This window comes from Hydrophilobacter chitinilyticus, assembly GCF_049860745.1.
Classification (GTDB): Bacteria; Pseudomonadota; Gammaproteobacteria; order Burkholderiales; family Burkholderiaceae_C; genus Rhodoferax_B.
This window is the reverse complement of sequence record NZ_CP187561.1, coordinates 1,075,673-1,091,966: the sequence shown is the minus strand read 5'-3', so window position 1 is coordinate 1,091,966 and position 16,294 is coordinate 1,075,673. Positions and strand designations below refer to the sequence as shown.

Annotated in this window: 13 protein-coding genes; 1 reads left to right on the top strand and 12 read right to left on the bottom strand. The window is 60.5% G+C overall.

The window, feature by feature from the left end:
• Window positions 1–10: 10 nt before the first annotated feature.
• Genes ACPWMG_RS05065 through ACPWMG_RS05015 form a run of 11 tightly spaced genes read right to left on the bottom strand, consistent with a single transcriptional unit; the run spans window position 11 to window position 13,715 of the window.
• A complete protein-coding gene (locus tag ACPWMG_RS05065; protein WP_483303570.1) occupies window positions 11–1,135 on the bottom strand; it encodes an FAD-dependent oxidoreductase in 1,125 nt (374 codons plus the stop codon).
• Between the two features lie 30 nt (window positions 1,136–1,165).
• Complete coding sequence (locus ACPWMG_RS05060; protein WP_483303569.1) at window positions 1,166–1,528, bottom strand: Rieske (2Fe-2S) protein; 363 nt, start codon at window positions 1,526–1,528, stop codon at window positions 1,166–1,168.
• A complete protein-coding gene (locus tag ACPWMG_RS05055; RefSeq protein WP_483303568.1) occupies window positions 1,525–2,469 on the bottom strand; it encodes a VOC family protein in 945 nt (314 codons plus the stop codon). The genes ACPWMG_RS05060 and ACPWMG_RS05055 overlap by 4 nt, the downstream gene beginning before the upstream one ends.
• Window positions 2,470–2,496: 27 nt before the next feature.
• A complete protein-coding gene (locus tag ACPWMG_RS05050) occupies window positions 2,497–3,666 on the bottom strand; it encodes an alpha/beta hydrolase family protein (protein WP_483303567.1) in 1,170 nt (389 codons plus the stop codon).
• A gap of 20 nt (window positions 3,667–3,686) precedes the next feature.
• Entirely contained in the window at window positions 3,687–4,925 is a 1,239-nt protein-coding gene (locus tag ACPWMG_RS05045; RefSeq protein WP_483303566.1) for an FAD-dependent oxidoreductase, read from the bottom strand.
• A 2-nt stretch (window positions 4,926–4,927) separates the two neighbouring features.
• Window positions 4,928–5,935, bottom strand: a complete 1,008-nt coding sequence (locus tag ACPWMG_RS05040; protein ID WP_483303565.1) for an MBL fold metallo-hydrolase — start codon at window positions 5,933–5,935, stop codon at window positions 4,928–4,930.
• Entirely contained in the window at window positions 5,932–8,364 is a 2,433-nt protein-coding gene (locus tag ACPWMG_RS05035; protein WP_483303564.1) for an efflux RND transporter permease subunit, read from the bottom strand. The genes ACPWMG_RS05040 and ACPWMG_RS05035 overlap by 4 nt, the downstream gene beginning before the upstream one ends.
• A 23-nt stretch (window positions 8,365–8,387) precedes the next feature.
• Window positions 8,388–9,473: a WD40/YVTN/BNR-like repeat-containing protein gene (locus ACPWMG_RS05030; RefSeq protein ID WP_483303563.1), complete on the bottom strand. Its 1,086-nt coding sequence runs from the start codon at window positions 9,471–9,473 to the stop codon at window positions 8,388–8,390.
• Between the two features lie 24 nt (window positions 9,474–9,497).
• Window positions 9,498–10,847: a DUF1329 domain-containing protein gene (locus ACPWMG_RS05025; RefSeq protein WP_483303562.1), complete on the bottom strand. Its 1,350-nt coding sequence runs from the start codon at window positions 10,845–10,847 to the stop codon at window positions 9,498–9,500.
• Window positions 10,848–10,873: 26 nt separating this feature from the next.
• Complete coding sequence (locus ACPWMG_RS05020; protein WP_483303561.1) at window positions 10,874–12,550, bottom strand: DUF1302 domain-containing protein; 1,677 nt, start codon at window positions 12,548–12,550, stop codon at window positions 10,874–10,876.
• A gap of 49 nt (window positions 12,551–12,599) precedes the next feature.
• Window positions 12,600–13,715: an FAD-dependent monooxygenase gene (locus tag ACPWMG_RS05015; protein WP_483303560.1), complete on the bottom strand. Its 1,116-nt coding sequence runs from the start codon at window positions 13,713–13,715 to the stop codon at window positions 12,600–12,602.
• 222 nt (window positions 13,716–13,937) lie between these two features.
• Between ACPWMG_RS05015 and ACPWMG_RS05010 the strand changes: the two genes are divergently transcribed.
• Window positions 13,938–14,924, top strand: a complete 987-nt coding sequence (locus ACPWMG_RS05010) for a LysR family transcriptional regulator (protein ID WP_483303559.1) — start codon at window positions 13,938–13,940, stop codon at window positions 14,922–14,924.
• 184 nt (window positions 14,925–15,108) lie between these two features.
• Here the strand turns inward: ACPWMG_RS05010 and ACPWMG_RS05005 are convergent, their stop codons facing one another.
• Entirely contained in the window at window positions 15,109–16,098 is a 990-nt protein-coding gene (locus ACPWMG_RS05005; RefSeq protein ID WP_483303558.1) for a LysR family transcriptional regulator, read from the bottom strand.
• Between the last annotated feature and the right edge of the window lie 196 nt (window positions 16,099–16,294).

Here is a 16,294-nt window from a genome sequence, read left to right as displayed (position 1 = left end):
GGTGAATCCTTTAGATGGGCTGGGCCAAGGCCATCAAGGAGTCGCGCATGATCTGCCCATGCTCGTCCTTGCTGCCGCCTTCGATCTCGATCTGGCCCAGGCGGAAGGAGTTTTCCACCACCATGCGGCAGCGGTCCCAACGCCGTGCTTCGAAGGCATCCAGGGCGGCGCCCACGCTGGGCGCGCGCTGCAGTTCATCCGCCAGCACCAGCGCATCTTCGATGCCGATGCAGGCCCCAGAGGCCAGATGCGGTGTGGTCGCATGCACGGTGTCGCCAATCAGCACCACGCGGCCTTGGTGCCAGGGACGCGGCAGCAGCAAGCCCTCCAAGGGACGGAAAACAATCGACGCTTGGTCGTTGATGTGCTCGCGCACGTCTCGCAGCAGCGGCGCGCTAAAACCCTCCAGCAGCGCGCGCAGTTGGGGAACAAAGGTCTCGGGCGCAACGTGCTGATTGTCCGGACGGTTTTCCGTCAAGAAGAGGTACATCTGAGATGCTGAGATCGGGTTCAACCCCGGCTTCACGCGCCCCATCCACATCATCGTGGTAGTGACTTCCGGTGGGCGCGGCAACACCGCGCGCCAAACTGCTTGGCCGCTGTAACGGGGCTTGGGCGCCTGGGGGAACAGCGTCTCCCGCACCTTCGAGTACAGCCCATCGGCACCGATGACGAGGTCGTAACGCTGGCGCTGACCATCCGTGAAGTCCACCTCCACCGTCTCCCCTTCCTGGCGCATGGCGCTGAACGTGCAGCCAAGGCGTACGTTGGTGCCCGATGCGCGCGTTGCGTCGGCCAGGATCCGCGCCAGGACGGGGCGCAGAATGCCACCGTTGCCTGGCACGTCTGGCCCGGCGAGCCGCGGTGTGGGCAAGGTGCCCAGCGGCGCACCATCGGGCAGGAACAGCTGCACACCGTCGGACGCAGCACCTTGTGCCAAAAAGGCATCCAGCACGCCTAACTGGCGAAACGCGCGCAGCGTCGCACCGCCCAGGCTGATGCCGGCGCCATAGGAGCGCCAGCCGGCGTCGATTTCCACCAGGTCGACGGCATGGCCGGCCTTGCGTAGTTCGATGGCGGCGGCCATGCCCGAAAAGCCGCCTCCGATGATGAGGATGCGTTGAGTGGATGTCATGGGGTTGTCTCCCGTTTGTTCTGAAATGGTTTAAAGCGCGTCCACCGCGAGGCGAATGCCTCCGGACGCGTCAATGTGCAGCGGCACGGAGGTCAGGGCATCGCCTTCGCACGGGCCCAGCAGGCATTGGCCGGTTCGGATATCGAAGCGCGCCCCATGTGCATGGCACACGATGTGGCGGCCATCGCCGCTGAGATAGGCATCCTTGCGCCAGGCCATGGCGGCGCCCTCCATGTGCGGACAGGCGTCCAGCCAGGCGTGGACCTCTTGCCCTTGCCTGACCAGAAACAGCGTGTCGCTGCCTGTGCCGTCCGGGTCGAAGCCTTTGGCGCCACCGTCTGGCAGAGACGCCAGTTGGCAAAGCCAGCGGCCCTCGGCAGTGAGGTCGTTCATGCGGCAACGGCCTTGGGCGGTGGGCCGCCGGGAGCCCATTTCTCACGGTGCTGAAACAGGAAGAGCTGCGAAGCGTCGGCCCCCATGGGGGCTTCACGGGCGACCCAGGCGTCATCGTGGCGGTCCATGTCGGCGTCATACTCCACGTGGCAACCCAAGGGGCTGTTGAAGTACCAAAACCAGTTCGAGCCGAAACGGTGACGACCAGGCCCCCAGAAACTTTGATACCCCTTGGCCACAAAACGCGAGCCCGCCTGCATCAGCTCGGTGGGACCGCCCATGTGAAAGGTGAAATGCTCGCAGCCCTTCATGTGCGGCGGCGTCTGGATGAAGAACAAGGTGTGGTGATCCTGGGTCCCGGCCGGCCGCAAGAAGGGGCCCACACCGATGAAGCGGTCGGTGCAAGTAAAGCCCAGGCGCTGCACATAAAACGCTTCGGCCTTGGCTGCGTCCGGCACGAAATACACCACGTGTGAGAGTGCACGCGGTTTGGCCGGGGCTTGCTCATCGACTGCGGGCACATTGGCCGGGCGACCCGTCGCGTCGGGTGCGTTGATCGCCTCGGCCGGCAAAGCCAGAGGCTTGCGCTGAGATACCTGAAAGCCGATCGCAAAGCCCATGTCGTCCACCGATTCGATGGAGCCATCGGGCAAGCGGCGGACCTCCCGATCGGTCCTCAAGTTCGCCGCAATGGCTTCCAGCGTGGCGGTGTCTGCCACCGCATGAATGGTCTTGCGCAGCATGCTGGCCGTCCCGGTGCCGGCCGGCAGCGCGGGATCGTCGTGGCGCGCCAAGAGGATGGCCGTGCCGTCCAAGGCCTCAAATCGACCGCCGTCGGGGCCAACGTTGATCGGCGTCAAGCCGTAGTCGCTCAAATATTGGGTGCACGCCGCGATGTCGTCCACCCCGAAGACCAGCGCTTCGAGTCCGGTGATGTTCATAGTTTCCTCTGTCTAGTGGTGATGGGCTCAGATGGCGGCCGTGCGGCTGCCCAGCGTTTCGGCCACCCAGTCGGCGATGTAGTGGCCCGCGTTGATGCTGTTGTCGAAGCTGGCGTGTTGCACCCCGCCTTCGCGGTCCGTGAAGATCTTCAACTCGCGCTTGGGGCTGTTCACGAGCTGCTCGTAGGTACGGTGCGCCCACTTCAGCGGGATCTGCGAATCGCGCTCGCCGTGCGTGACCAGGAAGGGCACACGGATTTTTTCCACCACGCCGTCCAGATGCACGTCTTCAGCGATCCGCATGAAGTCGTCGATGTCTTTGGCACCCCAGACCCAGCACACATGGGCCCAGTAGTGCGGCACCGGGAAATCGCCTTCTTTCTCCAGGCGGCGCTTTTGCACGTCGCGCCAGTCGTGGTTGGCGCCCCAGGCCACGCCGCAAGCGAAGCGCGGCTCCATGGCCACCACGCGCGGGCAGTAGTAGCCGCCGAGCGAAACGCCTTCGCAGCCAATGCGCTTGGGATCGATATCGTTGCGCGCTTCCAGCCAATCCACCACGCGGCTGGCCCAGTGTTCTGCGTCGTAACGCGCCGTCAACTGCTGCAAACGCAGCGCCTCACCGGTACCTGGCTGGTCGACCATCAGGGACGCCACGCCACGTTTGGCCAGCCAGGTGCACAGGCCCACCAAGGCCTTCATTTCCTTGGTGGAGTCCAACCCATTGAGCTGCACCAAGACGGGCGCACGCTCTCCGACCTTGAGCCCCTGGGCAGGTACATACAACGCGGATAAATGTCGCCCCTCGTAAGGGATTTCAACCCGCTGGATCGACTCGCCCATCAGGCGGGAACCCTTTTGAAAGAGGGCCAACTCGCGCTTGTAGAGTTCCAGGCGACCCGGCGCATCATGGGCCTGCAAACGCTCGGCCGTGATGAGGTACGCCGCCGCACGGCGGTATTTCTCGCCGGCTGAGAGCATGCGCCCGCGCGTTTCATCGTCCTGCGCCAAGGAGCAGAGCTTGTCGGCCATCTTCACCCAGGTTTCGCGGAAGGCCTTCGTGCCCGCAGCATCGGGGGCTTTGGCGGCTTCCGCCAGCGGGGCACACATCTCTTCGATTTCGCCCATGCGCGCGCCCATTTCAATGGCGAGGTTGACCGAGAGATTCCAGACGTAGTTGGTGGGAAAGTACTTAAACATGTATTAGTCCATGGGTTGAGTTAGTGAGCGCCGATGGGCAGCGTTTCCATTTGCTGTTCAGCATCCTTGAGGTAGTTCTGCACCACCGCCTTCTCGAGGAAGCCGGTGTGGTCGAAGACCGCATCTCGTACGGCAGACAAAGGCCACGGCGTGCGATGAAACAGGTAGCCCATGTAGCGGGCGACCTTGGCGTTCTTGTTGGTGTAGGCGACGCGTTGCTGGTCATAACGACTCAAGCCTTGGCGCAAGTCCTCTCCACGCGCGAGATCCAGACCTTCAAGGGATTTCGCCAACCACCACCCATCCTCGATGGCCATGCCCATGCCGTAGGCGGCGTAGGGCGACACAGGGTGGACCGCGTCGCCTACGAAGGAGACTCGCCCTTTCGACCAGCTTTGCAAGGCGGGTCGGTTGTAGACCTCCCAGCGAAAGAAGTTCTTCTCAAAATCCGTGGCGGCCGCCAGTTGCGGAAATGGATCTGCCCACCCTTTGAGCAGGTTCATCACGTGGGTCTTGGTGCTCCCGGTGAAGCTTTGTCCTTCACTCCAGGGTTCGACCACCCACCACTCGTGGGCCGGCTGTCCGTTATGCAGAATGGGAAAGAAGCTCGCTTGCACATTGCGGGAGTGCGAGATCCATCCCACGTCACGTGGCACGCTGTCGCAGTGGCACCAAGCCAACCAAACCTGGATACCGCAATGGAACAGGCCTAGATCGCCAAAGGTCTGTTGTGCGACCGCCGAGCGAATGCCGTCTGCACCGATCAGGAGATCGGCTTCCCACTGCGAGCCATCGTCGAAATGAGCCGTGACAGAGGACGCGGTCTCTGTGTAGCCCTTGAAGGTTTTCCGGGTGTGAAAAAGATCTTGAGGAATGACCTCAAGCATGCGTTCCACGGCCGCGGACCGCAGCATCCCATAGTGCCAGCCGGGTATTCCGGCGCGGGCTTCTGCGCGCGCATTGAAAGGCAGGCGTGTCCGCAAGTGCCCACGGTGATTACGAAACTCCGTCACGCCGTAAGCACCGAGCTTGTCGATGTTGACACCCATGTCGCGCAGTACCGACAACACGGGAAGCGACAGCAAAACGGCGCCGCCCAATGGCCGGACGGCACTCTGTCGTTCATATAACCGTACCTCGTGGCCAGCACGATGAAACGCCAATGCGGCCGACAAACCACCTGGGCCAGCACCGATCACTGCGACACGGCGTCGAGGCGTTGTCGCAGAGAAAGAGTTCATGGAAGAAAAAGAAGTCATTCTTAAAACTCCATCAAGTCTTTGGCTGCGATCACCGGTCCGCTGTAGTGCTGTTTAACGCCATCCACGTAGGCACTATCGGGATCGGTGTCTCGCCCCGGGGCAAAGTGCGTGAGCACCAATTTTTTTACATTTGCAGCGGTGGCCAGGCGACCAATGTCTTCGGGTACGGTGTGGTCCTCGGCCATGTGTCGCATCAGCCCCTCGAAAAGACCGGGTGGCACAGCACCCGGTTGCGAGGCCATAAAACGACGCAAGCTGTCGGCGATCAGGGGGAGGCTGATCACTTCATGGACCAACACGTCTGCATCTCGCGCGAAGGCCAGCATGTTGGCGCAGTTACCGGTGTCGCCACTGAAGACAATGACCTTGTCTGGTGTCTTGAATCGATAGGCATAGGATTTGTCTCGCGCCATACCCGCGGGCGTCTTGGCATCAAAGTGAAAGTGACAGTTCTCGGCGGCGGTCACCTCGACCAAGTCGTCGCGGTAGACCACTCCTCCCTCTCGAATGTCATGGGCACGAAATTGCTCCGCCGGTGTTTGTGGCATCTGCGCGTCGGCACTGCGGATGCGCGCATTCGGAGCGAAGTACTGCAGATAGCCCTGCAGCATCGACTCAGTGCCTTCAGGGCCGTAGACGTGCACGGGCCCGCGTCTTCCCGTGCTCCACTGCAAACCCATCAGCGTTCCCCAATCGGCGTTGTGGTCGTCGTGGTTGTGTGTGATGAAGATCTGGTCGACGCGGCGGTAATCCAGGCCGGCACGGCGCAACTGACCCACGACTCCGTTGCCGGCGTCGACCAGATACACCCGCCCCTGAACCACGACGGCGTTGGCTGGCTGGGAACGAGACCCGGCTGGCAGTGGCCCCCCCTGCGTGCCAAGGGTGATCACACGCGTGCCCGCATCGGCTGTTTGCGTCGAGGGGGTATGAAGTTGTGCGTTTGCACTGTGGGCGCCAAAGATCGCCAGTGCCACGCAAAGAGGAAAAAATATGGATCGTTTCATGCAAGAGACTCGTGGGTGTTAGAGGTCGCGACCCTTCGTGTTGCGGAGGCTGGTGCTGCCGCTGCAGCGGGAATGGCCGAAAGCGTTGGTTTGAGGAGGAAATGGGCAAGCGCAGGGAGCAGCATCAAGGCACCCAACATGTTCCAAAGGAACATGAACGCCAGCAGCAACCCCATATCGGCTTGAAACTTGATGGGGCTTGCTGTCCAGGTGATGACGCCAACGGCCAGGGTGATCCCTGTGAGCATCACCACCTTGCCCGTGAAGAGCAGCGCGCGGTGGTAGGACACCGAGAGGCTGTTGCCCGCCCGCAGCGACGCCAAGGTCACGGACAAGATGTACAAGGCGTAGTCCACCCCGATGCCAACGCCCAAGGCGATCACGGGCAAGGTGGCGACCTTGACGCCCATGCCCAAGACCACCATCAACGCCTCCGCCAAGACCGAGGTCAACACCAGCGGCAGCACCGCAACCACCACCGCGCGCCAGGAGCGGTAGGTGATGAAGCACAACAACACGACCGCGCTGTAGACCAGCAACAACATCCGTGGCCAGGCTTCCTTCACCACGATGTTGGTGGCGGCCTCAATCCCGGCGGTCCCTGCCGCCAAACGGAAGCGTGCGTTGTCACTGTTGTTTGACCGCGCGAAGTCTTCGACGTACGCCACCACGCGCTGCAGGGTCTGGGCCTTGTGGTCACGCAGGTAAACATAGACCGTGAGCAGACTGCAGCTGTCGTTGTACAAGCCGCGCGGCGCGCCGGCAGTCACCGTGTTGAGCATGTCCTGGTTGGGCAAGAACTCGTACCACTTGGGATTGCCTTCGTTCAGGCCGGCCAGCACACGCCGGTTCAGCAGCGACAAGGTGTTGGTGCTTTCGACACCGTCAAGCTGCCGTAGCTGCCACTCCAACGCGTCGACTTTGTTCAAGGCTTCGTAGTTGGAGCATTGGCCTGCAGGTGTCTCCACCAGCACCGCAAGAACGTCGCTCGAGGCGCCGTAGGCCTGGTTCACATAGGCCACGTCGCGGTTGTAGCGGCTGTCGGCGCGCAGCTCGGGCGCACCGGGGTCGAGGTCACCAATGGAGAGCCGTGTGCTGACGGCAAAACCAGCCACACCCAAGACGGCACACGCGACCACCGTCCAAGTGGCCCAACGGCGATGGGTGAAGCGGTCGAGGAAGCGCCACAGAACGTGTCCCTGGGCTTGGCTCTGATCTGCCAGTTCCGCGCGCAGACTGCGTTGCGCCGCACGGTGGCTGACACCGGTGTAGCTCAACAGAATGGGCAGCAGGATCAGGTTGGTGAAGATCAACACCCCCACCCCGATGGAGGCGGCAATCGCCAACTCGCGGATCACCCCAATGTCGATCACCAGCAGCACGGCGAAGCCGACAGCATCGGCCAGCAAGGCGGTCAGCCCTGCCAAGAACAATCGGCGAAACGTGAACCGCGCGGCCATCAGCTTGGGCAAGCCGCGTCCGATGTCTTGCATGATGCCGTTCATCTTTTGTGCGCCATGGCTCATGCCAATGGCAAACACCAGAAATGGCACCAGGATCGAATACGGGTCCAGGGCCATGCCCAGCATGGGCAGCAAGCCCAGTTGCCACACCACGGCCGTCAGCGAAGCCAACACCACCAGGGCGGTGGAGCGGGCGCAGCGGGTGTACCAGCCCACCATGGCCGTGGCGATGAGAACGGCCAACGCAAAGAACAGCAGCACCCCGCGCACGCCGTCGATCAAATCCCCCACGATCTTGGCAAACCCGGTGATGTGCAGCGTCACACCTTCGGCTTGGTACTTGTCTCGCAGCGCTTCCAGTTGCTGCGAGAGCACGGCGTAATCCAGCGCATGTCCTTGCGCATCCGCTGCGAGCAAGGGTACGTAGATCACCGTGGAGCGGTTGTCGTACGCCACCAGTTGCCCCACTTCTCCTGAGCGGGCGATGTTGGTGCCGAGTTGCTGGAGACTTTTGGCTGAACCGTCATATCCATCTGGAATGACGGGACCACCCTCCAACCCCTCCTCCGTGACGCCGACCCAGCGCGTGCTGGGCGTCCACAGCGATTTCATGCGCCCGCGATCAACGCCAGGCACCAGGAACACCTCGTCGCTCAAACGACGCAGGGTGTCGAGGTACTTGGCGTCAAAGATGTCGCCAGCGCCTTCAGGCCGAGCGACCGCGATACGCACCGCGTTGCCCAGACCACTCAGCTCGTTCTGGTACTGCAAGAAGGTCTGGATGTAGGGGTGCTGGGCCGGTATCGTTTTTTCAAAGCTGGCATTGAGCTGAAGACGCGTGGCCTGCCAGCCCAGCAACACCGTGACGAGCAAACACAGCATCAGCACCAGCCGCCGATGGTTGAACAGCGCACGCTCCAACGGAGAGCCCGACTGTGGATCAAAAGCCGTGTGAGATTCGGACATGGAGGCCGTGGAAGTGGGTTGGATCATTTGCTGGCCTCTTGACCTGGATTCAAAGAGATCCGCTGCGGGCCGGTGATTGCCAAGACCAAAGCCTCAGCCCCTGCGGGATTGCGCTCAGGCCCCACGAGCCCCGTCAAAGGCGCGAGAGCCTGGCGATGCACCGGCACCAGGGTGTTGCCTTGCAGGCGCATCACGTAGCCGGCCTGGTTGGTCATCCACAGCTCGCCATTCGGGCCTTGTGCAGACGCCGTGATGGAAGCGGGCATCGGACTCGCCAACGGCACCCACGTCGTGCCCCCGTCCTCGCTGCGCCAGGCATTGCCACGCAGTCCGGCCAGCACCAGCTGCTGGTCTGAAAGCAGCTCGGCCGTGAACCAGCTGCCCTTGTATGGCGTGTTCAACACGCGAAAACTGGCACCGGCGTCATCCGAGCGCATGACCAGTCCCTGTTCGCCTGCGATCAAAAGCGTGTTTCCGGCGCGACGGATGCTGTACAGATGCAGGGCGCGGGGATTTGGCAGGCGCTCCATCCATGACGTCCAGCTCTTGCCGCCATCGGAGGAATGCAGCGCCAGACCATAGGCGCCAATGGCCAAAAGGTTCTGTGCATCCCAGGCCAGGATGTCGAGCAGGGGTTTATCAGGGCCGTCGGCTACCAGTCTTTCGGCGTCCCGAATGTGGGCGGCGTCGCCAGAAGTTTTGGCAGCGGCCAAGACCAATTGCGCAAGCCGCTGGCCGTCCAATCGCAAGCTCCAGGTTTGGCCGGCATCGGCCGTCGTCAGCACCACACCGCCATGGCCCACGGCCACGCCATGCTGGGCATCCGAGAAACGCACCGTGGTCAGGGTCACACTCACGGGGCAAGGGCTTTGACGCCACTGCACGCCCTGGTCGTCCGACAGCAGGATCAGCCCGCGTTCACCCACCGCCACCAGGCGCTTGCCAGCGCGAGCCGCGGAGAGCGTGACAGCGCGCTCTGGCTGACGGGCCATCACCGCCGGGCGCTGCAATGCGTCTGTGACCGCTAGGGCGCCTGCCTGCGCCGCCGCTGCCGCGCACGTGGCACACAGCCCAGCCACGACCAGCAGGAGGCGTGGAGTCTTCTTCATCGCCAGCATGTCTTGCCCGCCGTGTTAACGAACGCCCTGCGAGGCCAAGCCGTCGCCGGTGAACAGGTCGGTGGGCCAACGGCTGGTCGCACGATGGTGGTACGGCTTGTCGTTGAGCACGTTGGAGACGTAGGCCTGCCCCGACAGCAGGTCGTAGTAGCCAAAGGTTTGCTGCACGGTGCCCGGGAAGTCGGGCATCACGTAGTTGAAGGACCACAGCGTCTTCCACAGTTGGCCGTTCGCATCCCAGCGGTCGCCAAGCATGGCCTGCCACGTATCCTCGTCCAGGTAGTACATGCCTTTGGGGGCTTGGTGCCGTTTACCCGGCGCCAGCGTCGCCTCGACGACCCACACGCGATGCAGTTCCCAGCGCACGTGGTTGGGATTCAGATGTTGGCCCGTGATGATGTCCGCGTCCTTTGCCTGCAGAAAGCGGTTTTCGTTGTACGGCACCAGCATTTCCTTTTTGCCAACCAGCTTCCATTCAAAGAGGTCGGTACGGCCGGCAAACACGCTGATTTCATCGAACGACATCAAACCCGCCGAAGCGGGGGTCGGCGTATCGCAACATGCGTTCGGAAGCTTGCGCACACGCCGCTGACCTGTGAGGTAGACGTAAGAGGTCGACTTGTCCTCGACCACGTTTTGCCGGCCCACAATCATCTCGCCAGCCCGGATAGGGGGACCTGCATTCACGAGGTTGATTTCCCAGAAGAAACCGTCGAACTTGTCGACTGAGCCGTCCTCGTAGTAGTACGGCATGCGCTGGCGAATCAATCCGTCCGTCGTCAGGACGACCTTGCCGTTGGCAGTGATCTGGTACTGATTCATCTGCACCTCCCAAGACTCGCCACGCCAGGCCAGCTTGTGGTTCCACATGGCCTCCACCCCTGTCTTCGGGATTGGGAAGGGAATGCCGCCATACGCCCCAATCAGGGCGTGTCCATCCAGCTTGGCGCGCGTGGCATTCTTCAGGGTGTTGTCGTAGACCCACTGTGGTGCCACGGCCGTACGGTGCGTCTTGTAGACGTCAACGCGGTAGCTTTCAGGGTACTTCTTGAGCATGGCTTTGACGCCATCGCTGAGCTTGTCGGCGTACTGGTCCATGTTCTTTGCGGTGACCGTGTACAAAGGCTTTTCATCCTTGAACGGATCGCTGCGGCGGCCACCTGCTTTGTCACCCGGAATCGCTGTCGCATAACCTCCGGTCCACGCGGGAATACTGCCATCGGCGTTGCCTGCTTTTTCTGCGCCAAGCGGCGTCAATGTGGTTTTAAGCTTGGCCACTTCGTCAGCGGTCACCGCTGCCATCGTGAAGCTGGCGGAGAGCGCCAGGCTCAATGCGGCAACGCGCGGGAAGAATCGTTTCGACATATAGGTCTCCGTCATCTTGGTTGTATTTAGAAAGTGGTGCGCATCGACAGCGTCAAGAAATTTCGGTCCCTGAGCGACTGCAGAAACTGCGTGTTGTTGGCGTTGTCCAAGGTCGGAGCCTCTTTGCCGAGGTAATGCACATAGTTCAGATTGACGAACCAATTCCCCAGATAGACCGCCCCCAAGCCGATGTTGAAATCGCCCCCTTTGTTGACACCAAAGCCAGGTCCAACGGCCGAAGATTTGCCCCAGCCATAGCCAAGGCCAACGCTTGGGCTGAGATCCCAGCCAGAGACGACTTGCCGATAAGTGGGCGAATACACCATGCGCATCGCCGTCGCGCTCTTGTCTGCGTTGGGGTTGAGCATTTGCGCGTTCTTGGTGGTCTTCACGCGCGTGTTCCAAGCCACTTCCCCGACGAAGCTGGCTTCACGCGAAATGAAGCTCGGCCCCAAGCTGGCAATCCAAGAGAACTGCAGGTGCGCTGTTTCTCCCACGGCGTAGGGAGGATTGCCGCTGTTGTCATAGCCGCTGCCAGCGCCGATGCTTGGAATGGTCGCTTGACTAGAACTCGACAAAGGCGAGTTCTGGCGATAAGACGCTTCGCCGGCCAAAGCCCACTCGTCGATGGTCTTGGCAAAGCTCGTGCCAAATGCCCGGACCCCTTCGTGGTAGTACCAGCGGTAGCTGGAGGCGGACAAGGCTGGTGAAAACCCACTGAGCGTGGTGACCATATTGCTCGGCGTCGTCGCGTGGTAACGGATCGCATAGAAGCCCAGGTCGGTATCAATTGCATCGACTCGCCAACGCAGTTGCAGGCCACCCTGACCACCGTTGCGGGCTTCCACATCTGACTGGCGCTGGAACACGCCAGTTGCCCCGGCGTTGATGCGCTCGGCACCCGGCCCCATGCCATCACTGGCCGACAGGTAGGCGCCCACAGGCATCAAACGTGTCTTCTCCCATTCGTAGCCAATGTAGGCGCCCAGGGACAGCGCTTCGCTGAGCTGCATCTGGCCCGACAGCTTGCCCGTCGGACGTGCGGTCTCCTTGAACTGAGAGTTCGGAACAGAGAGCAACTTGACCAAGTCCAATGGCGCCTGGCCACCCGCAATGCCGTTGGAGCCAAAGAAGAGACTTTCACCCCAGAGCAGGGTGTGACGGCCAAGACGTACCGTAGCAGGCTTGCCCGCGAGGTCGAATCGGCTGTAGACGAACGCATCGAGCAGCTCGGCCTTTCGGCCCATGAGGTCGCGGGTCTCGTCTGTGAAGGCGGAAGCCGGGACGTGGTTGCCTGTGGCGGTGTGGTTGTCGTTGCTGCGGTTGTAGACCGTGTCGTACCATGCCGCCGCGCTCAAGCGACCGCCGTAATCGCGGCCAGTCAAGTCCAGTTCACTCAGCAGGTCGAGCCGGTTGGAAACATTGCCCCGGCCAAAGTTGTTGTCGCCGTCGTCTTGGTTGATATTGTTCGGGCCGACGATGCCGCTGGGGCCAAAGGCCGTTTGCGATAAGCCGGGTGAACGGTCCTTCATGCGGAATGCCGAGCTGTAACGCACCGTGTTATCCCACCGCAGCTTGAGATCCGGATTGCCGGTGTCGAGTTCGAAAGCTTGCAGCCCGCTAGACGCGAACAGCGTCGCCAATGCCAAAGGGTGCAGCCGCACGAAGTTTTTCCGCAAGTTGCGGGAAGGGCCGATGTTCATGTGTCTCCTCGTTGTGGTTTTAAGATGGGGTGGGAATCAAGCGGACGGGCTATGCGGGCGCAGCAACGACGGCAGCAAGCGCTTGAGAAAGCGTCCGTAAATCGGTAGAAGGGTCTGGGTGCTCGTCCCAACGTGCGGCTTGCCCCGTCAGCGCATGTACCTTCTCAAGCCGCGCGATACGACGCGCCGTGAAGGCGGCTGTGAGCTCCGCCACAGGCAAACGCTGCATTAGCAGCTCTTGAAGCACAACGGCATCCTCCAGAGCCTGCGCTGGGCCCTGACCGAAATGAGGCACCAGGGCATGCGCGCAGTCGCCCACAGCAAGCACTCGGTCGCGATGCCACGGCGGAGGCAACAATGCCTCTCGCGCCTGTCGAATCACGAGCGGTGGATTCTTTTTGAGCGCGTCTTGCCATGCGGCAGGCCATCCGGAGAAGCTGCGCAACGCGGCGCACAAAAGCTGCGAATACGGCTGCCCATCAAAAGTTGGTGCAATTGATGAACATAAGGTGAGGCCCGCCTTCGTCGGTGCAATGGGCACCACGTGTAGCTTTTGACCACGAGGCCCCACGGCCACAGTCGGTTGGTCCATTCCAGGTGCACGAGGCAGAACCACATGCCACCATTGCTGCCCGTAGTACGTTGTGCCGGGCGCATGGGAAAACATGGCCTGACGCAATGGTCCATTCAAGCCTGCGGCCAGCAATACCAAGTCAACTTGGACGGTCGCAGCATCAGCTAACCGCACGACGCCCGTTCCGCTGTCAATTTCGATCGCAGGGGTATAGGAATAGAGTTGCGCCCCTTGCTGCATCGCTCGTGCCCACAACACACCCAACAGATCGTTCTGCAGCAAACCCATCCCGGCCGGCTTGTCGTCGCCCGCCAAACGAGGTAACAGCAGGTTTTCCAAAATTCGACCTTGGGAATCGGTCGTGCGTGCGCGGCTGTACGCAAACCCCTTGGTTTGACATTGCCCCAGAACGCCAAGTCGATCCAGACAACGCACCAAATTGGGTACTGCATCCAGATGGAAAACTTCTGCACTTCCAATGGACTCCGCAGCAAACACGTCAACGGCAATACCGGCTCTGGTCGCCGCCACCGCGCACGCAAGGCCGGCAAGGCCTGCCCCGACGATGGCAACCCGCCGAATTGAGCTCATGCTGCGCTCCTGCCGCACGTCAAAACGTGAGGCTCAAAAAACGCGGGCAAAAGCGCGCCCTCCGCCTGGTCTATGACCATTCGTTTGTCTCCAGATTCTTCTTGAAATCGAGTTGACGCGAGGTTACCTAGCGACAATGATTCAGAAAAATCCTTTTCATTAACTTCACGATTCGATGAGACAAAACGATCGAGGGTTTACCCCTCGGTAGTTCTATAAAAAATGCGCTTTAACAAACTTGATCTCAACCTGTTGGTCGCGCTCGATGCGCTGTTGACCGAGCGCAGCATCACGCTCGCGGCGGAACGTCTCAACCTGAGTCCCTCGGCCCTTAGCAACTCGCTCGCGAAGTTGCGCGATTACTTCAACGATGACCTGCTGGTGCAAATCGGCCGCAAGATGGAAATCACGCCGAGAGCGGAGAGCCTGCAGGACGCAGTTCGCGACATCTTGCTGAGAATTGACAGCACCATCGTCGCTCAGCCGGCCTTTGATCCGAGCAAAAGCGATCGTGTGTTTCGCATCTTTGTGTCCGACTACACCCAACTGGTGCTAGGACCGACCCTTCTGAGATTAGCAACAGAGCAGCGCTGCACTGCACAGTTCGACTTTCTTGCGCAGGTGGTGAATCCCCAGCGGGAATTGGAACGAGGTGAGGCGGACTTGCTGGTCATTCCATCGGGCTTTACCTCGCCGGATCACCCCAGCGAAACCCTGTATGACGAAGAGTTCGTGTGCGTCGTTTGGCGCGATAGCCGTTTAGCAAAAGAAGAACTGACCTTTGATCGCTATCTAGAGGCTGAACATGTGGTGATGCGCCCACCCAACGGGGGTGAGTCTTTTGAATCTTGGTTCCTTCAGCGATTTGGTGTCACACGCCGCACCCCTGTCACGACGTATAGCTTTGCCGCATTGCCCGCTCTAGTTGTAGGCAGCGAATACATTGCCACTGTGCATGCCCGTTTAGCGCGTTACATGGCCGCAGCTTGGCCACTGGCCATTCGCCCCGCACCTATTGCCATTGACCGAATGGATCAGGCAATCCAATGGCATCGTTACCGCAGCCAGGACCCTGGCCTGGTATGGTTACGCGAAACGCTGCATCAGGCCGTATTGCGTATGGACACCTCAGCTACGCCCGATGCGTCGAAGATTGATCACGGCGTATTAAACCTTTCCGAGAAGGTTGTTCGAGAAGCAGCGAACTGAATTGCGCCATACCAATTCGACAAAGTTGGCATCCAGAGAACAGGTAGTTGCACAGTAGGTGCTATCAACGTTGATGCTCGCCCTGCGTCCTGTTGGAATTTGGCTCTAACGCCACTGCGTTTCAATATTCACTGAGGCGTAAAGCATCGTGTCACTACGTGGCACAACAAGAAGATTTATTGCTTCAGGACCTACCCATTACAAGATCCGAGCCAGACGTTATTTCGTGGTCCGCAATTTTCCGGATGACGTCCATGAAAGCTTGTGCGGCCGGGCTTGGGGGCTCGCCTTGCAGCGTGATAAGGCCAAAGTCGGGCATGCGGTCGGGGAGCTCGGCCGCGATACGCGTTAGAAGGCCGCGCCGAACGTACTTATCGACAAGCGCTGCCGGCTGCAGCGATAGCATGTTAGTGCTCTGCATCAACTCTAGCGCAAACAGAAACGACGGCGTTTCGACGATGCCCGAGGTGAGCGAGAGACCGGTGCTACTGAAGATATCATTCGACACTTTGCGCAATGCAGTGGATGCCGGATAAAGAATCCACGGCCAGTTCGACAGTTCCATGAGCCCTGGCACATTGGGTCCGCGCAAAGGGTGGTGCACGCCAGCGGTGATCTGAAGTCCTTCGCCAGTCAGTCTTTCGTACTGAAACTGGTTGCGCTGCGTTTCATCCGTTAAGCGTCCGATCATCACGTCGATCTTGCGCTCGCTCAGCCACACGATCAACTGGTCACTGCTCTGCTCCAGAACCTTCAATACCAGCAGGGGCCGCAAACGCTGGAGCTCGGCCACTGCGGCAATCAGCAGATGTGCCGCCGAACCCGAAATAGCGCCCACTGTCAAATGTCCGTGCCCCCCTTGCTTCAACACACTGAATTCGTCCACGAACTTACGATGGCCGTCCAGTGCCGCGTGCGCATAACGCAATGCGAAGAGACCTAACTCGTTTGGCCGCATGCCGCGTGGCAGACGATCGAACAAACGCGATTCCAGCATGTCCTCGATATCTATCAGGACCTTTGTTGCCGCCGGCTGCGTCATGTGCATTTGCTCGGCAGTCAAACGCAAATTACGCGTCTTTCCCAGAATGTCGAGGAATTGCAGATGCCTGAAACGCAATCGCGAGACTTGCGCTAGCACCAAGGGTTTACAAGTAGTCTTGTCTGGACTCATTAGCATTTGGAATGGATGCTAACGAAAAAGTCAGTGGACCAGCAAGGGGTCTTCACTTAGCCTTCCGCTCAGTCAAGAACGGCCTCAGCAAGAGGGCAAGCGCGTTGAGAAAAGGTGGCTCACGGTCGAAAAGTGTGATTGGCGATGCGCCGCGTCGACTGACTAATGCACCTATTTCGGCCTGCTAGATTCGCAT

Excerpts from the sequence above, each read along its gene's own strand:
- ACPWMG_RS05010 (WP_483303559.1), top strand. The coding sequence starts at position 13,938 with ATGCGCTTTAACAAACTTGATCTCAACCTGTTGGTCGCGCTCGATGCG.
- ACPWMG_RS05025 (WP_483303562.1), bottom strand. The coding sequence starts at position 10,847 with ATGTCGAAACGATTCTTCCCGCGCGTTGCCGCATTGAGCCTGGCGCTC.
- ACPWMG_RS05050 (WP_483303567.1), bottom strand. The coding sequence starts at position 3,666 with ATGTTTAAGTACTTTCCCACCAACTACGTCTGGAATCTCTCGGTCAAC.
- ACPWMG_RS05055 (WP_483303568.1), bottom strand. The coding sequence starts at position 2,469 with ATGAACATCACCGGACTCGAAGCGCTGGTCTTCGGGGTGGACGACATC.
- ACPWMG_RS05040 (WP_483303565.1), bottom strand. The coding sequence starts at position 5,935 with ATGAAACGATCCATATTTTTTCCTCTTTGCGTGGCACTGGCGATCTTT.
- ACPWMG_RS05060 (WP_483303569.1), bottom strand. The coding sequence starts at position 1,528 with ATGAACGACCTCACTGCCGAGGGCCGCTGGCTTTGCCAACTGGCGTCT.
- ACPWMG_RS05065 (WP_483303570.1), bottom strand. The coding sequence starts at position 1,135 with ATGACATCCACTCAACGCATCCTCATCATCGGAGGCGGCTTTTCGGGC.
- ACPWMG_RS05020 (WP_483303561.1), bottom strand. The coding sequence starts at position 12,550 with ATGAACATCGGCCCTTCCCGCAACTTGCGGAAAAACTTCGTGCGGCTG.
- ACPWMG_RS05030 (WP_483303563.1), bottom strand. The coding sequence starts at position 9,473 with ATGAAGAAGACTCCACGCCTCCTGCTGGTCGTGGCTGGGCTGTGTGCC.
- ACPWMG_RS05015 (WP_483303560.1), bottom strand. The coding sequence starts at position 13,715 with ATGAGCTCAATTCGGCGGGTTGCCATCGTCGGGGCAGGCCTTGCCGGC.
- ACPWMG_RS05045 (WP_483303566.1), bottom strand. The coding sequence starts at position 4,925 with ATGACTTCTTTTTCTTCCATGAACTCTTTCTCTGCGACAACGCCTCGA.
- ACPWMG_RS05005 (WP_483303558.1), bottom strand. The coding sequence starts at position 16,098 with ATGAGTCCAGACAAGACTACTTGTAAACCCTTGGTGCTAGCGCAAGTC.
- ACPWMG_RS05035 (WP_483303564.1), bottom strand. The coding sequence starts at position 8,364 with ATGTCCGAATCTCACACGGCTTTTGATCCACAGTCGGGCTCTCCGTTG.